Raw genomic sequence first — 17,111 nt, forward strand, 5'->3', positions numbered from 1 at the left:
ATAAGATTCCCCTCCATTTGACAAATGACTGTAGGTTCCTGCGGTTTTTCTCATTCCCTCGGAAATGTTCTAAGCAAAGAACTCATGTAAAAATGAACTCATCGCATCGATCACACGCTTCAAGTTCCCGACGACGCTTTCAATCCACCCACCACTGGGCAGTTCAAATGTCGGTTCGGCCATCGCGGGCACCGCAGACTTTGCAACCGGAACGACCTTGTCCTTCTCCACGACTTGCACCTGCGTCGGATTGCTCAGGTCCACGGTCAGCACTGGCGATTCGGATACCCAGCCATTGTCACCGAACGCGTAGAGCTTAAAATGTCGCACACCCTTCGCTGATGGTTCTTGGTAGGTGTAGATGTACCCTCCACGCCGCGTGACGACCGGTCCGTATTTGACCTCATGCTTCTGCTGTGCCGTCTTGGTGACGACTGGCTCGGCGAGCAGGTCTTTGTCACTGTACGTCACGAGCGTGTACGCGACGTTCGGTTTTTCCCCTTCTAGGCTCCACGAGAATTGCAGTTGGTAGCCGACATCCCCTTGCTTGGCATATGAAGCGAGGTTCAACACAGGCTTCACAGGCGGTGCGTACTTGCCATCGTCTCCCTTGATCTGCTTGTAGAAAAACGAATACAACCCTGGCACGTCACTCGCCAGCGGCAGCGCCAAGTTCTCCTGCGGCTGGACGTTGTACATCGAGGCACTCCATGACATCGCAGCCGGTTCCTTGCCGGACACCGCTTGTTCCACCCTCGATTCAAACTTCGTCGGTTCATGGGCCAACGGCGAGCCAAACATCTGCACGTAGTCCTCCGCCGCGATCTCTGCGATCTGCCAGCGGTGGTCCACATCGTCGACGGCGACCCGCTCGTCATTGGAGAGTCCGCGCATGCGGGCATACGTCGTCTCCTTCCACCGCTTGGGATCGGTCAGCGCGTAACCGTCTGTCTGCAACGTATAGTAATGGGTCACATGGTGACCGTACTCATGACTGAGCGTATGGGCGAACGAAGCGACATCCTGATGCTCGTGCCCTCCGTAGAGCTCGATCTTGCCCGGTTGCATTTTCTGCTTGACTGGCAACACCGAACTGAGCGTTTGAAAAATATATTGACCTGCGACCCCGTTACCACTTGGGTAATCGTCGTAGATGTCGATTTCCTTCAACAGTTTGATCTCGTCACCGTGGACGTTCTGCAGGAGTTCGTCGTGCAGGCTTTTCAATTTGTTGGGGTCAGACCAATTTGGAGAGGTACTGATGACTTTGAGACCATCTGGGGCGGTGTACTCCGCGACCGTGGGCGACTTCGCCTCCGCCTGCATTCCACTGCCAACGAGCAGCCCGGTCAGGAGCAGCACGGCCATAGGTCGACGTAAGATGCGAATCATGTGCTCTCCCTCCTTCACTTCATGATACCATAAATCGCGTGAGGGAAAAAAAGCCACCCAGCTAGGGGCGGCTTTTTTACTGCGTAGCAATCACTGGCAGACCTTCAACAGGGTGCTAGTCATGACTATTTGTTTCTCATAAACACGAGGATCTCCTCGTCGATCTGTTCGTCCTCCCGCCAGCGGGTGTCGAAGTTCTCAACGGCGCAGTAGTCGTTGAGGGCTTTTTTGACTTGCTCGTCGTAGCTGAAGTACTGGCCCTGCGGCAAGTAGTCAAAACGCACGAGATGCGATGCCAGTTCCGCCAGTGTATCGCCCGTGATCGGGAGCAGGCGGTTCGGGTCGGTTTCGCCCAAGTAGAGGCGGTGCAGGCCGAGCAGTCGCTGCAATTCACGAACCGGGTGCGGATTGTCGTCGACGCGCAGATCGACGTAGCGGTCGATGTGACCGTCGTAGGAACCTTGGTCCTTCACCACGTACAGCGCCGCTCCTTGACGGCCGCGCTTGTCGCCACCTGCTTCATCGCCCGCGACCAGTGCGGTCAGCATGCGCGAGGCCAGATCGCCTTTGGCATATTGGAACGCGATGCCCATCGCATCTACAACTTCCGGGCCGGTCAGCAGGTTGCCTTGGCAAGTGAAGCCTTCACCCGTCACTTGACCCGCCCAGTCATGGCAGTCGATGCCCGTGTAGGCGGCAGAATTTCCGTGCTTGTCGACGATGCCGAGTTGACGGAGTCTGTAGCCTGGATCGTCCTTGATCAACGCTTCCAGCGTCTCCTGCGCCGTCTTGCCTTCTGCGAGCATCCGCAGTCCGTTCGGACCGTAGCTGGTGTTCGCCCACGATTGGGTCGCGATAGCACCTACTCCAGCTTGTGCCCACGGTACGATCGAGCCTACCGCGAGAAATTTGGAAGCGACGGCAACGCCCATCTCCCCGGTGTTCGGGTCACAGGCGACGATCGAGAAGGTATGTACGAGTCGATTGTTCGGTACGATGATCATAAAGTTGATGTCCTCCTGATTTCAGAAGCGACGAGACCGCTGACACGCGATCTAGTTGCACCTTGCGATTTTTATGTAAAATGGGCGTTGCGCATGTTTGCGGACACGCCCGTTTTTTGCTGCTTAGTGGTTGGCGGGTTCGGTCTTTTTCGCTTTTTCCGCAGCGCGAAGTTCGACGCGACGGATCTTGCCTGATGTGGTCTTCGGGAGTGCATCGACAAACTCAATCTCACGCGGGTACTTGTAGGGCGCGGTGAGCTGTTTGACATGCTCTTGCAGGTCGCGCACTTTCTGGTCTCCCGCTTGTTCCGGGTGCTTCAGGACGACGAACGCCTTCACGATCGCACCGCGATCCGGATCTGGCGAGGAGACGGCTGCACACTCCGCAACATCGGGATGTTGCACCAGCGCGTCCTCGACTTCGAACGGCCCAATCGTGTAACCCGATGAGATGATGATGTCGTCCGCACGGCCTTCAAACCAGATGTAGCCATCCTCGTCCATCTTGCCTTGGTCGCCCGTGATGTACCAGCTTCCACGGTGTGCCCGCGCCGTGCGTTCGGCATCGTTCAGGTAGCCTTTGAACAGCACCGGAGCTTCACGGTCGACGGCGATGTCACCGACTTGACCACGCGGAACTTCCTTACCATCCTCGTCAATGATCGCCACGCGTACACCCGGTGCCGGCAATCCCATCGAACCCGCTCGTACGGCGCCTCCGACGAAGTTGCCGACGAGCAGAGAGTTCTCCGTCTGCCCGTAGCCGTCGCGAACGGTCACACCGAAGTACTTCTCCACCGTATCGATCACTTCGCGGTTCAAAGGTTCGCCAGCCGAACAGGCTGAGCGCAACGCCGCCAGCTTGAAACGTTCCAAACCATCGACCTTGGCGATCATCCGATACTCGGTCGGTGTCGCGCAGAGCACGGTGATCGGGTGCTTGCCCAACAACTCCAGATACTTCTCCGCTGAAAAGCGCCCTGCGTAGACAAACGCCGTTCCGCCCTTGCCCAGCACCGCCACGAACGGACTCCAGACCCACTTCGCCCAGCCAGGGCCTGCTGTGGCCCATGCCATCTCGCCCGGCTGCACGTCGAACCAATACGTCGCTGCGATCCGCTGGTGTACATACGGCCAGCCATGCGTATGGACGACGCCCTTCGGGCCGCCGGTGGTCCCGGAGGTGTAGGAGAGGAACGCCATCTCGTCTGATGCCGTCTGTACCGCTTCAAACTCGGTGGATTGCCCCACGATCACGTTTTCAAAGGAGGTCCACCCTTCCTGCTCACCTCCGACGATCACGAACGTAGAGAGTGTCGGGCACGCCTCGCGCACAAGCTCGACTTGGTCGAGGATGTTGACGTGGGCGATCACCGCTTTGGCACCGGCATGGTTGGCGCGGTACTCGATGTCCTTGGAACGCAACATCTCCGAACCGGGCATCACCACCGCGCCGACTTTCATCAACCCGAGGTAGATGGCGTAGGTTTCGGTCAGACGCGGCACCAGCACGATGACTTTGTCGCCGTGTGTGACCCCGAGCTTTGTAAGCGCATTCGCCCATTGTGCGGAGAGAGCGCGCAACTCGCCGTAGGTCAGTGTATGTACGTCACCCGCTTCGTTCTCCCAGTGCACGGCGAGCTGTTTGGGGTGCTCGGCGGCGTACTGATCGACTTGAGCGGCAAAGTTATAGTGGGTCGGAAGGTTCAGGGTGATCTCTGACATGGTGGATTCCTCCTTGAACTGGTCTGTCTGAATACTTATTCAGAACTATTCCACATCTTTCCGATCGATTCCTGCCCCCCCATTTTCCCAGAAAAAAAAGAGTCGCGCAGATGCGGACTCTTTTTTCTATGTATCATGAGTGGTTCCTACTTGATGGAATCCTTGAATTGCTTGCCCGGTTTGAATGCCGGAGTCTTGGAAGCGGCGATTTCGATCTCCTCGCCAGTTTGCGGGTTGCGACCCTTGCGAGCCGAACGTTCGCGAACTTCGAAGTTCCCAAAGCCGATCAGTTGCACCTTGTCACCACTGGCGAGGGCCTCGACGATTGCATCGAAGACGGCGTCCACTGCATTGCCCGCGTCTTTCTTCGTCAGTTCGGCTTTTTCGGACACCAGGTTGATCAGATCCGTTTTGTTCATGACCTCACCTCCTCTAGCTAGTACCTTTTTGTCCAAATCTAGGCTGATTATACCACAGGAGATTTGAAAAACAAGAAAAAAGGAAAAGTCAGGTCTTTTGACCTGACTTTTCCCCATTTTTATAGGACTACAGGATGATGGCAATCAGTCCGCCACTGCCTTCGTTGATGATGCGCTCCAGGGTTTCCTTGAGTTTGTACTGTGCATTTTCCGGCATCATGCTGAGTTTCGCGGAGATGCCTTCCCGCACAATCGCCGCCAACGACTTGCCGAAGATATCGGAATCCCAGATCTTCAACGGGTCTTCCTCGAAGTCTTGCATCAAGTAGCGCACCAGTTCTTCGGATTGCTTCTCGGTGCCGACGATCGGAGCGAACTCGGACTCGACGTCCACGCGAATCATGTGGATCGACGGTGCGGTCGCTTTCAAACGGACGCCGAAGCGGGAGCCTTGTCGGATCAATTCCGGCTCGTCGAGGGTCATCTCCTCGAGCACCGGCGGCGCGATCCCGTAGCCGGTCATTTTCACCATGCGCAGCGCTTCCGCTACTTTATCGTACTCGCGTTTCGCGTAAGTAAAGTCCTTCATGAGTTGCAACAGATGGTCTTTGCCACCGATCTCCACGCCGACCACTTCGGTCAGCACTTGATCGTACAGCTCATCTGGTGCCATCAGGTCGATATCCGCCACGCCGTGGCCCATATCCATGTTCGCGAGAGCTGCGCGGGAGACGAACTCGAATTCGGAGAAGTGTCCGACGACGCGGTCGATGTCACGCAGACGGCGAATGTCCTTGACTGTCTCCTTCACGCAGTCTTCGAAGTTTGCGCGCAGCCAGTGGTCTTGGTCGAGGACCATGACCCAGCTTGGCAGGTTGACGTTGACTTCGTGCACCGGGAACTCGTACAGCGCCTCACGCAGGACGTTCATGATGTCCTCTTGGTTGAGTTGCTGGACGCTCAGGGCGATGACCGGGATGTCGTACTTCTCCATCAGTTCTTGACGCAGCCCTTCGCAACGTTGCGAGGTCGGCTCGACGGAGTTGATGACGATCACGAACGGCTTGCCGAGTTCCTTCAATTCGGAGATGACGCGCTCCTCCGCTTCGATGTAGTTCTCGCGCGGAATTTCCGCAATCGAGCCATCGGTGGTGACCACCAGTCCGAGCGTGGAGTGGTCGGCGATGACCTTGCGAGTGCCGACTTCTGCCGCTTCTTGGAACGGAACCGGCTCATCGAACCACGGGGTGCTGACCATGCGCGGGCCGTTCTCGTCTTCATAGCCGCGTGCCCCGTCGACGCAGTAGCCGACGCAATCCACGAGGCGTACATTAATTTCTAGTCCCTCTGCCACTGCGATTTCCACCGCTTGGTTCGGGATGAACTTGGGTTCTGTGGTCATGATGGTGCGACCCGCTGCGGACTGGGGCAGTTCATCGGTCGCGCGTATGCGGTCCGCCTCTTCCTTGATGTTCGGAAGGACGATCTGCTCCATAAATTTCTTGATAAAGGTCGATTTGCCTGTGCGAACCGGACCCACGACACCTAGGTAGATGTCGCCTCCCGTCCGCTCTGCAATGTCTTTAAAAATATCGAACTTTTCCACTCTGTTCCCTCCTTAACGTGATCGGCGTAACTTGGTACGCGAACCCCTTCTACCGATCCCCTCCCCTGGACAGCGGTCGCTCTATCGGAAAACCGATAGTCTATAAACTCTTCCAGCAGGACAGTACATGTATATGACGGCGGCTTGACTTTATGTCGCCGGATGTCCACCTGAGATGAGAGGAGTTTGCGACATCCAGTCGGGGTCTTGTTGTTATTACTCTATGAGCCTGTACGCAAGAGTAGACCAAGCCCCTAGAAATAAAAAAAACATCCGAGTCGCGCCATCGCGCTTCCCGAATGTCATCCTATGCCTGGTTATTTTTTAAAATTCCAGCTTTCTGTGCCGTACTTCTCGGCAACCAGTTGCTCGACGTGCGCTTGCTCCTCCGGCGTGAGGCCCGCGGGAACCAGCGAGATCCCAAGTCCTTTTTCAAAGCCCTTGGTGAACCCGTCAACTGCTTCTTCATATGTAACATCGCGTCCGAGGTCCTTCATCGAGACGGCCTTGTCCCGGAACATCCGCACCATCCGTTCACGCGTGCGCTCCGAAGAATAGGACAGAACGGAGAACAATTGCTCCACGTCGATGTCCAGCAGGATCGACCCGTGTTGCAAGATCGTATGCTGCTGACGGACTTGGGCACTGCCCGCGACTTTGCGGCCCTCGACGACCAGCTCGTACCAGGACGGCGAATCGAAACAAGCGGCCGAGCCGAGCGTTTCGAATTTTTTCTTTTCCTCTTCGTCTGCCAGTGACACCATCTCTGCGGAGAAGCCCAACTCGCGGAAGCCCTCTAACAGGCCCATCGAGAGGATGCGGTAGGATTCGTTGATCGAAGTCGGCATCATCGGATGCGACTCTGGCACGATCACGCTGTAAGTGAGTTCCTTGTCATGCAGAACAGCACGACCGCCCGTCGGACGGCGTACAAAGCCGAGTCCCTGCGCGCGCAGGGCGTCGAAGTCGACTTCCTTGGTCGCGCGTTGAAAGTACCCGATCGAGAGCGTCGGCGGATTCCACCCATAAAAACGAACGGTCGGGGGTACCAACCCCCGACTGTTCGCGTGCAGAATCGCCTCATCCACCGCCATGTTGACGGCTGGATCTGAGTACCCAGTATGTAAGAGGCGCCATGTCTCCATATGCACAGATTCCTGACGGTGCCTTACTTATTGATGTGCTCGTTGTACGCAGCAGCGTCCAACAGGCTGTCAAGTTCGGATGCGTCCTTGAGCTCGACGACGATCATCCAACCGTCTTCATACGTAGCTTCGTTGACTTTTTCCGGGGAGTCGACCAACGCAGCGTTGACTTCGACGATCGTGCCGCTGACGGGTGCGTAGAGGTCCGAAACGGTTTTGACAGATTCGACGGTGCCGAAGGTTGCGTTTGCGGTCAGTTCCGCGCCCACTTCCGGCAGTTCCACGAATACGATGTCACCCAGTTCGGATTGTGCGAAATCGGTGATCCCGATGACTACACGGTTGCCCTCTGCCTTCACCCACTCATGTTCACGGCTGTACTTCAGGTTGCTCGGTACGTTGCTCACGAATGATTCCTCCTAAGCCTGACAATGAATATTCTCATACGCACACAATTGTACCATTGTTACATCTCCCAGTCCATGCGGAGTGCCTCGGCCACTTCCTCCATCTCGTGGATGCGGCGTCGGCCCATCAATTCCTCGACAGCGGCCCGCGGTTCCTTGCCTTCAAACAACACGTGGTACATCGCCGTCGTGATCGGCATGTCGATCCCGGTTTTCAGGGCGATCTGGTAGGCACCCTTGGTCGCACGCACGCCTTCGACGACCATCCCCATCTCGGTCAGCACTTCGTCCAAGGTCTTGCCCTGTCCGAGCGCGTACCCAGCACGCCAGTTGCGGCTGTGCTTCGAGGTGCAGGTGACGATCAAGTCGCCGACGCCTGCCAATCCGCCAAAGGTCAGTTGGGCCGCCCCTAGATGGACGCCAAGACGCGAGATCTCGCTGAGGCCGCGCGTCATCAGCGCAGCCTTCGCATTGTCGCCATACCCCAGTCCATCGGTGAAACCAACGCCGAGGGCGATGATGTTTTTCAACGCGCCCCCCAGTTCCGTTCCCACGACATCGGGGTTGGTGTAGATGCGGAAGTAGGACGTCATCAGCAGGTCTTGGAACGCTTCGGCCGTAGCTCGGGAGCGACTCGCCGCCACGATCGTGGTCGGGATGCGCTGTGAAAGTTCCTCAGCGTGTGAGGGGCCGGTCACGACCGCAAACTTGGTGCTGGCGTGACTGGGCAATTCCTCCTCCATCACCTGCGACATGCGCTGTCCCGTTTCAACATCAAAGCCCTTGGTCGCATGCGCGACGAGGGCTTCGGGGTGGAGAAAGGGACGCATCGCTCGCACCGTGTCCCGGAACGCGGACGACGGCATGACGAGGATGACGTACTTTTTGTTGTGTACTACGTGTTGTAAATCAGAGGACGCACGGATGTCTGCATGAAGCATTACATCCGGCAGATAGCGGGCGTTGGTGTGGTTCTCGTTGATTTCGACGATCTGTTCTGCCCGTCGGGCATAGAGATCGACGAGGCAACCCTTGTCCGCCAAGACTTGCGCCAGCGCTGTTCCAAACGACCCAGCACCGATCACGGCAACTTCTAGCGCCATACGGTTTCCCCCTTTTACACTCCCACTGGTCTCCCTCTCCCAGAGAGACGAGGAGTTCTAACGTCTGCGGTCGTCATTCTGTGCACGCTTGCGGGTGAACATACGAATCGGTGTGCCTTCAAAGCCGAATGCAGCGCGCAGTTTGTTTTCCAAGTAACGCTCGTAGGAGAAGTGCATGATCTCCGGATCGTTGACGAATACAGCGAACGACGGCGGGCGTACTGCGACTTGGGTCGCATAGTACACGCGCAGACGGCGACCTTTGTCGGTCGGCGGTTGGTTCATCGTCACAGCATCCTCGATGATCGTATTGACTGTAGATGTTGGGATTCGAATCGAGTGGTTCTCTGCGACGAGTTGCACGCTCTCCAAGATCTTATGTACACGCTGCTTCGTGACAGCCGAAACGAACAGGATCGGTGCCCACGGCATGAACGGGAATTCCTTGCGGATCTGCTGTTCGAAGCGGATCGAGGTCTTGTCGTCCTTCTCCAGCAAGTCCCATTTGTTGACGAGGAACACGACCGCACGGCCGGCTTCCAGCGCGTACCCGACGATGCGCTTGTCCTGCTCGATGATGCCTTCGTCTGCGGAGATGACGAGCAGGCAGACATCGCTGCGCTCAATCGCGGACATCGCACGCATGACGGAGTATTTCTCAGTCGTTTCATAGACTTTACCGCGTTTGCGCATCCCGGCGGTGTCGATCAGGACAAAGTCTTGACCTTCACGACTGAACTGGGTGTCGACCGCATCGCGGGTGGTGCCTGCGACTTCAGATACCATGACGCGCTCTTCACCAAGCAACGCGTTGACCAGCGAAGATTTGCCGACGTTCGGACGGCCGATCAGCGAGACTTTGATCGTGTCTTCCGGGTAGGTCGCGTCGTAGTCCTCTGGGAAGTGTTTGGCCACTTCGTCGAGCAAGTCACCCAGACCCGTACCGTGGACAGACGAGATCCCAAACGGCTCGCCAAAGCCCAGTTCATAGAAGTCATAGGTGTTTTGCAGCATCATCTTCGGGTTGTCCAACTTGTTGACGCACAACACAACTGGCTTGCGGGTGCGGTACAGCAGTTGAGCGACCGCTTGGTCCTGCGGCGTGACTCCGTCTTGGCCATCGACGAGGAAGATGATGACGTTCGCTTCATCCATCGCGAGCTCGGCCTGTTCACGAATGCGGTAGAGGATCTCATCTTCCTCCCCTACTTCGATCCCGCCCGTATCTATAATACGAAACTTGTGTTCCAACCATTCCGAGCTGGAGTAAATCCGGTCCCGGGTAATCCCCGGCTTGTCCTCAACGATGGAGATACGCTCTCCTGCGAGGCGGTTAAACAGTGTCGATTTGCCCACGTTCGGGCGTCCTACGATAGCAACAATTGGTGCTGGCATAAGATTTCATCCCTGCCTTTCTTCTCTATATCAGGTAGTCGCCAGTGTAAATTTTTCCTCTCTACAATCAGCTATTCATTATCCTACACTTCCTCTGCGAAGTCAATTCGACCCGCGCTGACCATCAATGCTTGACCAGAATCATCACGCCTGGGCGGACTTCATGTGCCATCGCGTCGAGGATTTTTTCCAGATACAACGACGTTTTCTGTAGTTCCTCCTCGTCCTTGCAGTAAAAGATCGGGCCTGAACCTCCCACGCTGTCCCGCGTGATCGTACAGACGGCGAGGATGTAGTTCGTCAAGGCTGAGCTGGACATCGAGGTCAGACCTCCTTTTTTTTACAACTGTCGATCTGGTTTGACATCGGCTTTGAGCGGGCGACGGTAGGCGTTCTCCAACACCGGTACTCGCCTAACGATCGCCATCGCTTTGTCCGCGTCTTGGTCGAGCGGGAGCAAGAACAGCGCCAACTTCCCAGAATCGAGGTCGCGCTTGGAAAGCGGGACGAGCGACGGTTCGCCGCTGTCCCTGTAGACGCCGAGAATCGTAGCGACGTCGTGCAGGATCGCTTGACGTTGGCCGAGGTTGGAGAAGGTCACGGTGCCATTGGCATTGTCAGGTTCGAGAATCAAGCCGACACCGTGTTTGAGGATTTTTTTCTTGGTATCTTCTAGCCCGGTGTTGTAGATCAAGATGTCATCGACGAACAAGTTCGGCCCGTCAAAGTGGACCTTCCCTTTGCGCACGACGCAGATGTCGCCCACCGTGCGCCCGGACATGTACTTGGTGGCAATCAAGATGCAGAGCCCCCCAATCAACACACCGCCATACCAGTGCAGGAAGTGTGTCGCGATCCCGGTGAGAAACGCTGTCGCCGTCACGAGGTAATTGCGCCCTTCAAACGCCATGGCGATCCCTTCGATATAGGTGGGCCCGCGCTGCACCAGTTCCATCGAATCGACATTGCTCAGCGTCTGACGTTCCATATTGCGCACATCGCGAAACTGTGAGGCGGCAAGCGTCAGAAACGTGACCGCGGTGTAGTTTTTGTCAAGCAACGTGGCGACGAGCACCGACCCGAGACCGGATGCGATCACACCCAGCGCCAAGTGGATGATCTTGCCATGCGGGTAGGTCGGGTACTGTCGATAATCAGTTTTCAACAGCAGAACCCGGCAGACGATGCCGAGCACTGTGCCGACGAGAATGATCAGCGTAGATTCAGACATGCTCTGGGCCCTCCTCTGGTCGACGGAAGCGTTGTTTCAGCCACGAGTAGGCCAGGCGGGTCGCCGCGTTGTACACACCATGTGTCAGCAGCACCCCAAGAGCGGTGAACGCCATCCAGTCCTGCATCTCCCGCGCCCCAAACACGTAGCTGTGCAGATCGACGCGACTGTGCAGCCACGGGTCGATCAGCGCACCTAGTGCGAGGCCAGAGACCGCAATCGAGACGGCGGCAAAGGGACGACGAACCGAAAGCACGGCGACGAGCGCCGCACTCACCGGGTAGAGCGCAGGACCCTCCAGCGGGAAAAACGCTGGGTCGAGCGGAACCAACGTCATCAACACGACGGTGACGGATGCCACGGTCAGGCAGCCAAGCCACCATTGCAAACGGGCCCCAGCATGAGGGCCGACTCTCATCGCGAGGACGATGAGCACCAACGGCAGCAACACCCCGGTCGCGTCGACTTGTACGCTGTACGGAAGCGTCACCGTATAGCCGTCGAACAGCACGAACAACAGCAGACCGACCGCCGTCAGACGCGGGGTGAGTTTGGCGTCGCGCAAGGTCCTGCCTCCCCATCCACTCAGGACGAGAATGAAGAGCACGAGCGCGATGATGTTTGCTTGTACGCCCGGATTCATAGGCAAACCCTCCTCAAAGAAAAAACAGACAATGCCTGCTGTCAGTTTTGCCGCTCTGCAGGAACGCTATACCAAGGGTTCTTCAGCGCGTCGAAAAATTCAACACATGATTAGTAGATAGCCGCGTATGTTTAAGGTAGCTGGCACAAAAGGTTCCTAAACATTCAAACGGAGGGTGGGATTAAACTCGTTATTACTTGAAAATTCATAAGATTTATAATTGACAAACATAAAAATCGGATGGTATTTTGTGGGTGACACTTACAAGTTAACCCTCGATGCCATCTTGTGCCGGACACCTACATGACAAGGGGCGACTTCCTGAATGACAACTGAAAATACGTATAAAAAGCTTCCCACGATGTGGAACTACCTCTACCCGTTCCAAGGCGAAGGTGCGTTGACCGATGCAGAACAGCGGGCGCACAAGTTCCTGACCGCCACCCAAGCGCAACAAAACGGCAAAAAAGCGCTCTACGTACACATCCCGTTCTGTGACACGATCTGCACATTCTGTCCGTTCATCCGCTCGACCCATTACCAAGACAAGTTGCAACCCTACGTCGATGCGCTGGCGAAGGAACTGCAGATGGTTGGCAACACCGAGTACATCAAAGGCTTCGAACTGAGCTCCATCTACTTCGGCGGCGGGACCCCGTCTGTTCTCTCCCCGGAGCAAATCGAGCAGTTAGGCAACGTGATCAACGCCAACTTCCGCCTCGCCGCCGATTGTGAGTGGTCATTCGAGGTGGAAGCAAAATCGGCGACCGAGGACAAATTCAAAGCGATGGCCGCAATCGGCGTCAACCGCATCTCCTTTGGTGTGCAGACGTTCGACCCAGCCTACCGCAAGATGTTCAATTTGACCGCGAGTTCAGAAGAAATTCAGCGCACTCGCGACCTCGGCGAGAAGTATTTCAAGGCGCACAACATGGATCTGCTCTACCAACTGCCCGGTCAGACCTTGGAACAGTTGGAGCAAGACCTCTACCACGCCAAGCAACTGGCGACCACCAGCGTCGATGCGTACCCGCTGGAATACCTCGTCACCTCCAAAGGCTTCCTGAACATGATCAAGTCGGGCAAGATCGAGATGCCGCCAAACGCAGTGGACAAAGTGGCACTCCAACAATTCGCTGTCGACTACCTGCGCACGAACGGCTACGACCAAACCTATGTCTACACCTTCACCCGCCAAGATGCCGCTTACAAGAGCTTCAAGTTCGGTGAGACGATCTACGGTCGCTACGAAGACGAGTACATCGGTTGCGGTCTGTCGGCTGCCTCCTCCCTCTCTGGGTTGGCGCACAACAACCACGTGGAGCTCGATGCTTACGTGGCGGCGATCAACGAAGGCAAGCTGCCGATCCGCACGGCGCATGAGTACCATGCCAAGGAGCGCGCGCTGATCTTCTTCCCGAAAGTCATGCGCATCTCGACGGAGTACCTGAACACCCTCGGCCTCGATCCGTTCTATTTCGAAACGCTCACCCGTTTCGAAACGATGGGCCTGATCACCCGCGATGGCAGCGATCTGGTCATGACCGAAGAAGGCAAGAAATGGTACCTGAACATGATGATCGACTTGATTCCGGCCGAACAGCGCGTCTACTACGATCGCTATGTCGACCGCACGCAACAAGATCGCCAGTGGTTCGAAGACTCCAACCTGATCTCCCTCTCGTAGACAACCGCAGAAATTCACGACCGCCAGCGACCCTGGCGGTCCTTTTGAATGAAGGAGGTATGTTATGAAAACATCGCTTTTTGCCAACCGCAACTTTACCCTGTTGTATCTGGGTCAACTGATCTCACAGTTTGGAGACTGGTTCAAAACGATCGCTCTGATCGGGGTGACCTACAGCTTGTACCCGCATGCCAGCGCAGTCGGCGGTATGTTCATCGCCAGCGTCATGCCGGTGCTGTTCGGCGGGATCATCATGGGACCGTTGGTCGACCGCTGGAACAAGAAAAAACTGATGATCTCCGTCGATTTCATCCGTGCGGTCCTCTCCACAGGGGTCATCCTCGGAGCTTGGTTGCAAAACATCTGGATCGTCTACTTATTTATCGCCCTGTCCTCGACCTTCTCGGCTCTGTTTGCCCCAGCGCGTGCCTCGATCACGCCGGAGTTGGTTGACAAGGGGCAGATCGTTCAGGCGACCTCCTCCTTCGCGCTCTTGACCAGCGTCTCGATGGCACTCGCCACAGCACTTGGAGGATTTGTCACCGATTGGATCGGGCCGTATGCGGTGCTGTGGTATGACGCAGCTTCCTACATTTTCTCAGCGGTCTGTCTGATGTTCATCCGTTACAACTGGACGAAACCGGAAACTAAAGTTCGTGTCCCCTACCTGAAGCAAGTCATGGAGGGCATCCACTACATCAAGAGCCGGCCCCAGTTGGTTGCGGTCTACAACTTGCAATTCTGGCGCGACTTCTGCCTCGGCTATGTGTATATCCTGTTCTCTTTGTACATCCTGAATGAACTGCAAGCTGGCAACTCCGGCATCGGGATCGGCTACTCGATCACTGCCGTCGCGTACATCATCGGAGCGTTTTTCATCAAGCGCTATTTCAAAAAAAAGCCGTTCGACGACTCGGCTTTTTTCAAAATCTATTTCCCGTTCAACATCCTCTACGGCATCGGCCTCGGCGTGACGTTCTCGGTCCATAACTGGGGTTGGTTCCTGGCGCTTCTGCTCGTGACGAACATCTTCCAGTCCGGGGTGAACATCATCACCGAGACTTCGCTGCTCACCTATTCGGACGCAACGATCCGTGGTCGGGTCTACGCGTCGTGGCTGTCGATGTCCCGCCTCGCCTACGGGATCTCCCTGCCGCTGTTCTCCGCCATCGGTGGCTTGATTCCGATCTCGCAAGGGGGCAAGCTGTTGACTGTGATCCTTGCAGTGTCTACACTGGTATTAATTGCCTACTTGAAATCGCGTTTGTTGAAGCAACAACCGGAGTCCCAACCTGACCTACCGATTGGAGGATGACCTTCGTGGCTGTTGAACGACCGACTTTGCAAGACGCTGAACTGTTGCTGAAGTTGTTCCAAGAGTTCGAATCCGAACCGATGTACGCTTCCCGCCAGTGGTTGTTGCACAAAATGCAAGTGACCACGATCGAGGAGTTCCACCGCCACTACCCGCCGCAGAGCGAGGAGAACCGCCACTTCTATCGGGTTTACAAGTTCTTCGAGATGGCTGGCACGCTCTTCAAAAACGGCCTGCTGCACCCGGACTTGGTGTTTGACATCTGGTATATCAACGAGTTCTATCTCGCCTGCTATCCGATCATCAAGAGCATCCGCTCCCACGGTGACAAGCATGTCGCAGAGAACTTCGAGCACTTGGCGATGGCCGAGTTGGATTGGATAGAAAAAACGAAGGGGCCGGACATCGTTCCGGACCTTCCTTATCGTCGCAAATAAGTAGAGGCCGAGGGATTTCTCCCTCGGCCTCCAGTATGTTCTTGGGTGCTCGTGCCCTTACTTCTCGACCGAAATCCATTCACGTTCGCGTCTCATGAGGGTACCTCCTGCAACTGAACATGATGCGGTCCCCAAGATTCCTTACAGTTCGGTAACCGGGAGCCACGTCGGCTCATTTACCGAAATCCACGACAGTTCAACTGCGATCCATTGCGGCTCTACTGCGATCCATTCACGGGTCATGTACAGCACCTCCTCTCGTTCTTCATGTTAAATATTTATTATCGAAGCGCTCGATTTAGTACTCCGATTGCCTGCAAACAAAGTCTTTTTTCAACCTAAAAAGCCCCCGACACGAAGTCGAGGGCTGGATCCGGGGAAATCTATAATGATCCTCCCGAAGGCGGGGGGAAGGCTGTCGAAAAATGACGACAGTGAAGAATATACCAGAAATTCCACGCCCTCGTCAAGAGGGTTTTTTATAGTTCCACCGGCTCCCCAGAGTCTTGGAACTTTTCCTTGATCTCAAGGAACTTGTCGAGGTTGTCAAAAAACACATCGACCAACTGCGGGTCGAAGTGTTCCCCGCGCTCTTCACGGAAGAGGGTGAGGATGCGCTCAAGGTCCCACGCCTTTTTGTAGACGCGGTCGCTACCAAGGGCGTCGAACACATCGGCAATCGCCGTGATCCGGCCATAGAGGTGGATCTCCTCGCCCCGCAAACCACACGGATACCCTCTGCCATTCCACTTCTCGTGGTGCTGGATGGCGATCACCGCGGCCGCTTTGAGGATGCGGCGCTTGGAGTTGCGCAACAGGTTGTAGCCGATCGAGGTATGCTGCTTCATGTGCTCAAACTCTTCCTCCGTCAACTTGCCTGGTTTGAGCAGGATCGAGTCCGGGATCGCGACTTTGCCGATGTCGTGCATCGGGGAAGCGGTCTTGATCAACTCAGCTTCGTCCTCGCTCATGCCGATGCCGAGAGCGAGAATCTTCGAGTACTCGGCGACGCGCTTGACGTGATAGCCCGTCTCCTTCGAACGCGTCTCTCCCACCTCGCCCATGACAAAGATGATCTCGCGCTGCGTCTCTTCAATCTCGTTGGCGAGCATTGCCGCTTCCAACGACTTGCCGGAGTAGTACGCCGCGAGCGTCAGGAACTCGATGTCGCGGTCTTCGAACACACCCTCTGGCGTGGTTTTGTTGATCGCTTGGAACGCTCCCATGATCTCGCCTTCACTGTCGCGGATCGGGATGACGAGGATCGACTTGGTGCGATACCCGGTCGCTTTGTCGACCTCTTGGTTGAAACGGCTGTCTTGGTAGGCGTCTTCGATGATAATCGATTGGCCGGTTAGGATCGTGTGTCCGACGAGTCCAGACGTGGCAGGGATGCGCATCTCCCCGACTTCGTGCGCCACTTGGGTGCGCAGTTCGTTGGAGTCTCGATCCAACAGCCACAGCGTACAACGATCCGCTTGGATCATCTCACGGCCCATGTCCGCCATGAGCAACAGGATCTTGTCAAGTTTGCGCTCATTGGCGATCTTCGCGGTATAGCCAAAGATCACCTTGAGCATATCTTCTGGGCGTAACATTCTC

Annotated in this window: 16 protein-coding genes; 3 read left to right on the forward strand and 13 right to left on the reverse strand. The window is 56.0% G+C overall.

Translation table 11 applies throughout. The annotated features are described in order from the left end of the window. Window positions 1-69: 69 nt before the first annotated feature. The 12 genes from C7459_RS06580 to C7459_RS06635 form a co-directional block, all read right to left on the reverse strand. Window positions 70-1,392: a hypothetical protein gene (locus tag C7459_RS06580; protein ID WP_146200962.1), complete on the reverse strand. Its 1,323-nt coding sequence runs from the start codon at window positions 1,390-1,392 to the stop codon at window positions 70-72. A gap of 125 nt (window positions 1,393-1,517) precedes the next feature. Beyond that, window positions 1,518-2,396, reverse strand: coding sequence for a DUF1028 domain-containing protein (locus C7459_RS06585; protein ID WP_109687638.1), 879 nt, complete (start codon window positions 2,394-2,396; stop codon window positions 1,518-1,520). 123 nt (window positions 2,397-2,519) lie between these two features. Then, window positions 2,520-4,121 carry an acetate--CoA ligase gene (locus tag C7459_RS06590; RefSeq protein ID WP_245884424.1) on the reverse strand — a complete coding sequence of 534 codons (1,602 nt, stop codon included), beginning with the start codon at window positions 4,119-4,121 and terminating at the stop codon, window positions 2,520-2,522. A gap of 146 nt (window positions 4,122-4,267) precedes the next feature. After that, window positions 4,268-4,540, reverse strand: a complete 273-nt coding sequence (locus C7459_RS06595; RefSeq protein WP_109687641.1) for an HU family DNA-binding protein — start codon at window positions 4,538-4,540, stop codon at window positions 4,268-4,270. 127 nt (window positions 4,541-4,667) lie between these two features. Continuing rightward, window positions 4,668-6,146: a stage IV sporulation protein A gene (spoIVA, locus tag C7459_RS06600; protein ID WP_109687643.1), complete on the reverse strand. Its 1,479-nt coding sequence runs from the start codon at window positions 6,144-6,146 to the stop codon at window positions 4,668-4,670. Between the two features lie 317 nt (window positions 6,147-6,463). Continuing rightward, window positions 6,464-7,291 (reverse strand): lipoate--protein ligase family protein, encoded by an 828-nt coding sequence (locus C7459_RS06605; protein WP_109687645.1) that lies wholly within the window; start codon window positions 7,289-7,291, stop codon window positions 6,464-6,466. A 23-nt stretch (window positions 7,292-7,314) separates the two neighbouring features. After that, window positions 7,315-7,698 (reverse strand): glycine cleavage system protein GcvH, encoded by a 384-nt coding sequence (gene gcvH, locus C7459_RS06610; RefSeq protein WP_109687648.1) that lies wholly within the window; start codon window positions 7,696-7,698, stop codon window positions 7,315-7,317. Window positions 7,699-7,757: 59 nt separating this feature from the next. Next, window positions 7,758-8,801, reverse strand: a complete 1,044-nt coding sequence (locus C7459_RS06615) for an NAD(P)H-dependent glycerol-3-phosphate dehydrogenase (protein ID WP_109687650.1) — start codon at window positions 8,799-8,801, stop codon at window positions 7,758-7,760. Window positions 8,802-8,858: 57 nt separating this feature from the next. Continuing rightward, window positions 8,859-10,196 carry a ribosome biogenesis GTPase Der gene (der, locus tag C7459_RS06620; RefSeq protein WP_109687652.1) on the reverse strand — a complete coding sequence of 446 codons (1,338 nt, stop codon included), beginning with the start codon at window positions 10,194-10,196 and terminating at the stop codon, window positions 8,859-8,861. Window positions 10,197-10,320: 124 nt separating this feature from the next. Continuing rightward, the gene (locus C7459_RS06625; RefSeq protein ID WP_245884426.1) at window positions 10,321-10,515 is read right to left on the reverse strand and encodes a capping complex subunit for YIEGIA; all 195 of its coding nucleotides are present in this window, start codon (window positions 10,513-10,515) and stop codon (window positions 10,321-10,323) included. Between the two features lie 21 nt (window positions 10,516-10,536). After that, entirely contained in the window at window positions 10,537-11,427 is an 891-nt protein-coding gene (locus C7459_RS06630) for a YIEGIA family protein (protein WP_109687654.1), read from the reverse strand. Beyond that, a complete protein-coding gene (locus tag C7459_RS06635; RefSeq protein WP_109687656.1) occupies window positions 11,420-12,070 on the reverse strand; it encodes a YphA family membrane protein in 651 nt (216 codons plus the stop codon). The genes C7459_RS06630 and C7459_RS06635 overlap by 8 nt, the downstream gene beginning before the upstream one ends. Window positions 12,071-12,395: 325 nt before the next feature. Here C7459_RS06635 and C7459_RS06640 point away from each other — a divergent pair, with 325 nt between their 5' ends. The 3 genes from C7459_RS06640 to C7459_RS06650 all read left to right on the forward strand — a co-directional run bounded on the left by C7459_RS06640 (window position 12,396) and on the right by C7459_RS06650 (window position 15,509). Beyond that, window positions 12,396-13,757, forward strand: a complete 1,362-nt coding sequence (locus C7459_RS06640; RefSeq protein ID WP_109687658.1) for a coproporphyrinogen-III oxidase family protein — start codon at window positions 12,396-12,398, stop codon at window positions 13,755-13,757. A 64-nt stretch (window positions 13,758-13,821) separates the two neighbouring features. Beyond that, window positions 13,822-15,072 (forward strand): MFS transporter, encoded by a 1,251-nt coding sequence (locus C7459_RS06645; RefSeq protein ID WP_109687660.1) that lies wholly within the window; start codon window positions 13,822-13,824, stop codon window positions 15,070-15,072. Window positions 15,073-15,077: 5 nt separating this feature from the next. Beyond that, on the forward strand, window positions 15,078-15,509 hold the full coding sequence (locus tag C7459_RS06650; protein ID WP_245884427.1) for a DUF4760 domain-containing protein: 432 nt from the start codon (window positions 15,078-15,080) through the stop codon (window positions 15,507-15,509). A gap of 479 nt (window positions 15,510-15,988) precedes the next feature. Here C7459_RS06650 and C7459_RS06655 read toward each other — a convergent pair whose 3' ends face one another. Beyond that, on the reverse strand, window positions 15,989-17,107 hold the full coding sequence (locus tag C7459_RS06655; RefSeq protein WP_109687664.1) for an HD-GYP domain-containing protein: 1,119 nt from the start codon (window positions 17,105-17,107) through the stop codon (window positions 15,989-15,991). Window positions 17,108-17,111 lie beyond the last annotated feature (4 nt).

Origin of the sequence: Tumebacillus permanentifrigoris, assembly GCF_003148565.1 — a bacterium.
In the GTDB taxonomy this organism is placed as follows: Bacteria; Bacillota; Bacilli; order Tumebacillales; family Tumebacillaceae; genus Tumebacillus; species Tumebacillus permanentifrigoris.

Bases quoted from the DNA above. Each gene is read 5' to 3' on its own strand.
- C7459_RS06580 (WP_146200962.1), bottom strand. From the start codon at position 1,392: ATGATTCGCATCTTACGTCGACCTATGGCCGTGCTGCTCCTGACCGGG.
- C7459_RS06585 (WP_109687638.1), bottom strand. From the start codon at position 2,396: ATGATCATCGTACCGAACAATCGACTCGTACATACCTTCTCGATCGTC.
- C7459_RS06590 (WP_245884424.1), bottom strand. From the start codon at position 4,121: ATGTCAGAGATCACCCTGAACCTTCCGACCCACTATAACTTTGCCGCT.
- C7459_RS06595 (WP_109687641.1), bottom strand. From the start codon at position 4,540: ATGAACAAAACGGATCTGATCAACCTGGTGTCCGAAAAAGCCGAACTG.
- C7459_RS06605 (WP_109687645.1), bottom strand. From the start codon at position 7,291: ATGGAGACATGGCGCCTCTTACATACTGGGTACTCAGATCCAGCCGTC.
- C7459_RS06615 (WP_109687650.1), bottom strand. From the start codon at position 8,801: ATGGCGCTAGAAGTTGCCGTGATCGGTGCTGGGTCGTTTGGAACAGCG.
- der (WP_109687652.1), bottom strand. From the start codon at position 10,196: ATGCCAGCACCAATTGTTGCTATCGTAGGACGCCCGAACGTGGGCAAA.
- C7459_RS06625 (WP_245884426.1), bottom strand. From the start codon at position 10,515: ATGTCCAGCTCAGCCTTGACGAACTACATCCTCGCCGTCTGTACGATC.
- C7459_RS06630 (WP_109687654.1), bottom strand. From the start codon at position 11,427: ATGTCTGAATCTACGCTGATCATTCTCGTCGGCACAGTGCTCGGCATC.
- C7459_RS06635 (WP_109687656.1), bottom strand. From the start codon at position 12,070: ATGAATCCGGGCGTACAAGCAAACATCATCGCGCTCGTGCTCTTCATT.
- C7459_RS06640 (WP_109687658.1), top strand. From the start codon at position 12,396: ATGACAACTGAAAATACGTATAAAAAGCTTCCCACGATGTGGAACTAC.
- C7459_RS06645 (WP_109687660.1), top strand. From the start codon at position 13,822: ATGAAAACATCGCTTTTTGCCAACCGCAACTTTACCCTGTTGTATCTG.
- C7459_RS06655 (WP_109687664.1), bottom strand. From the start codon at position 17,107: ATGTTACGCCCAGAAGATATGCTCAAGGTGATCTTTGGCTATACCGCG.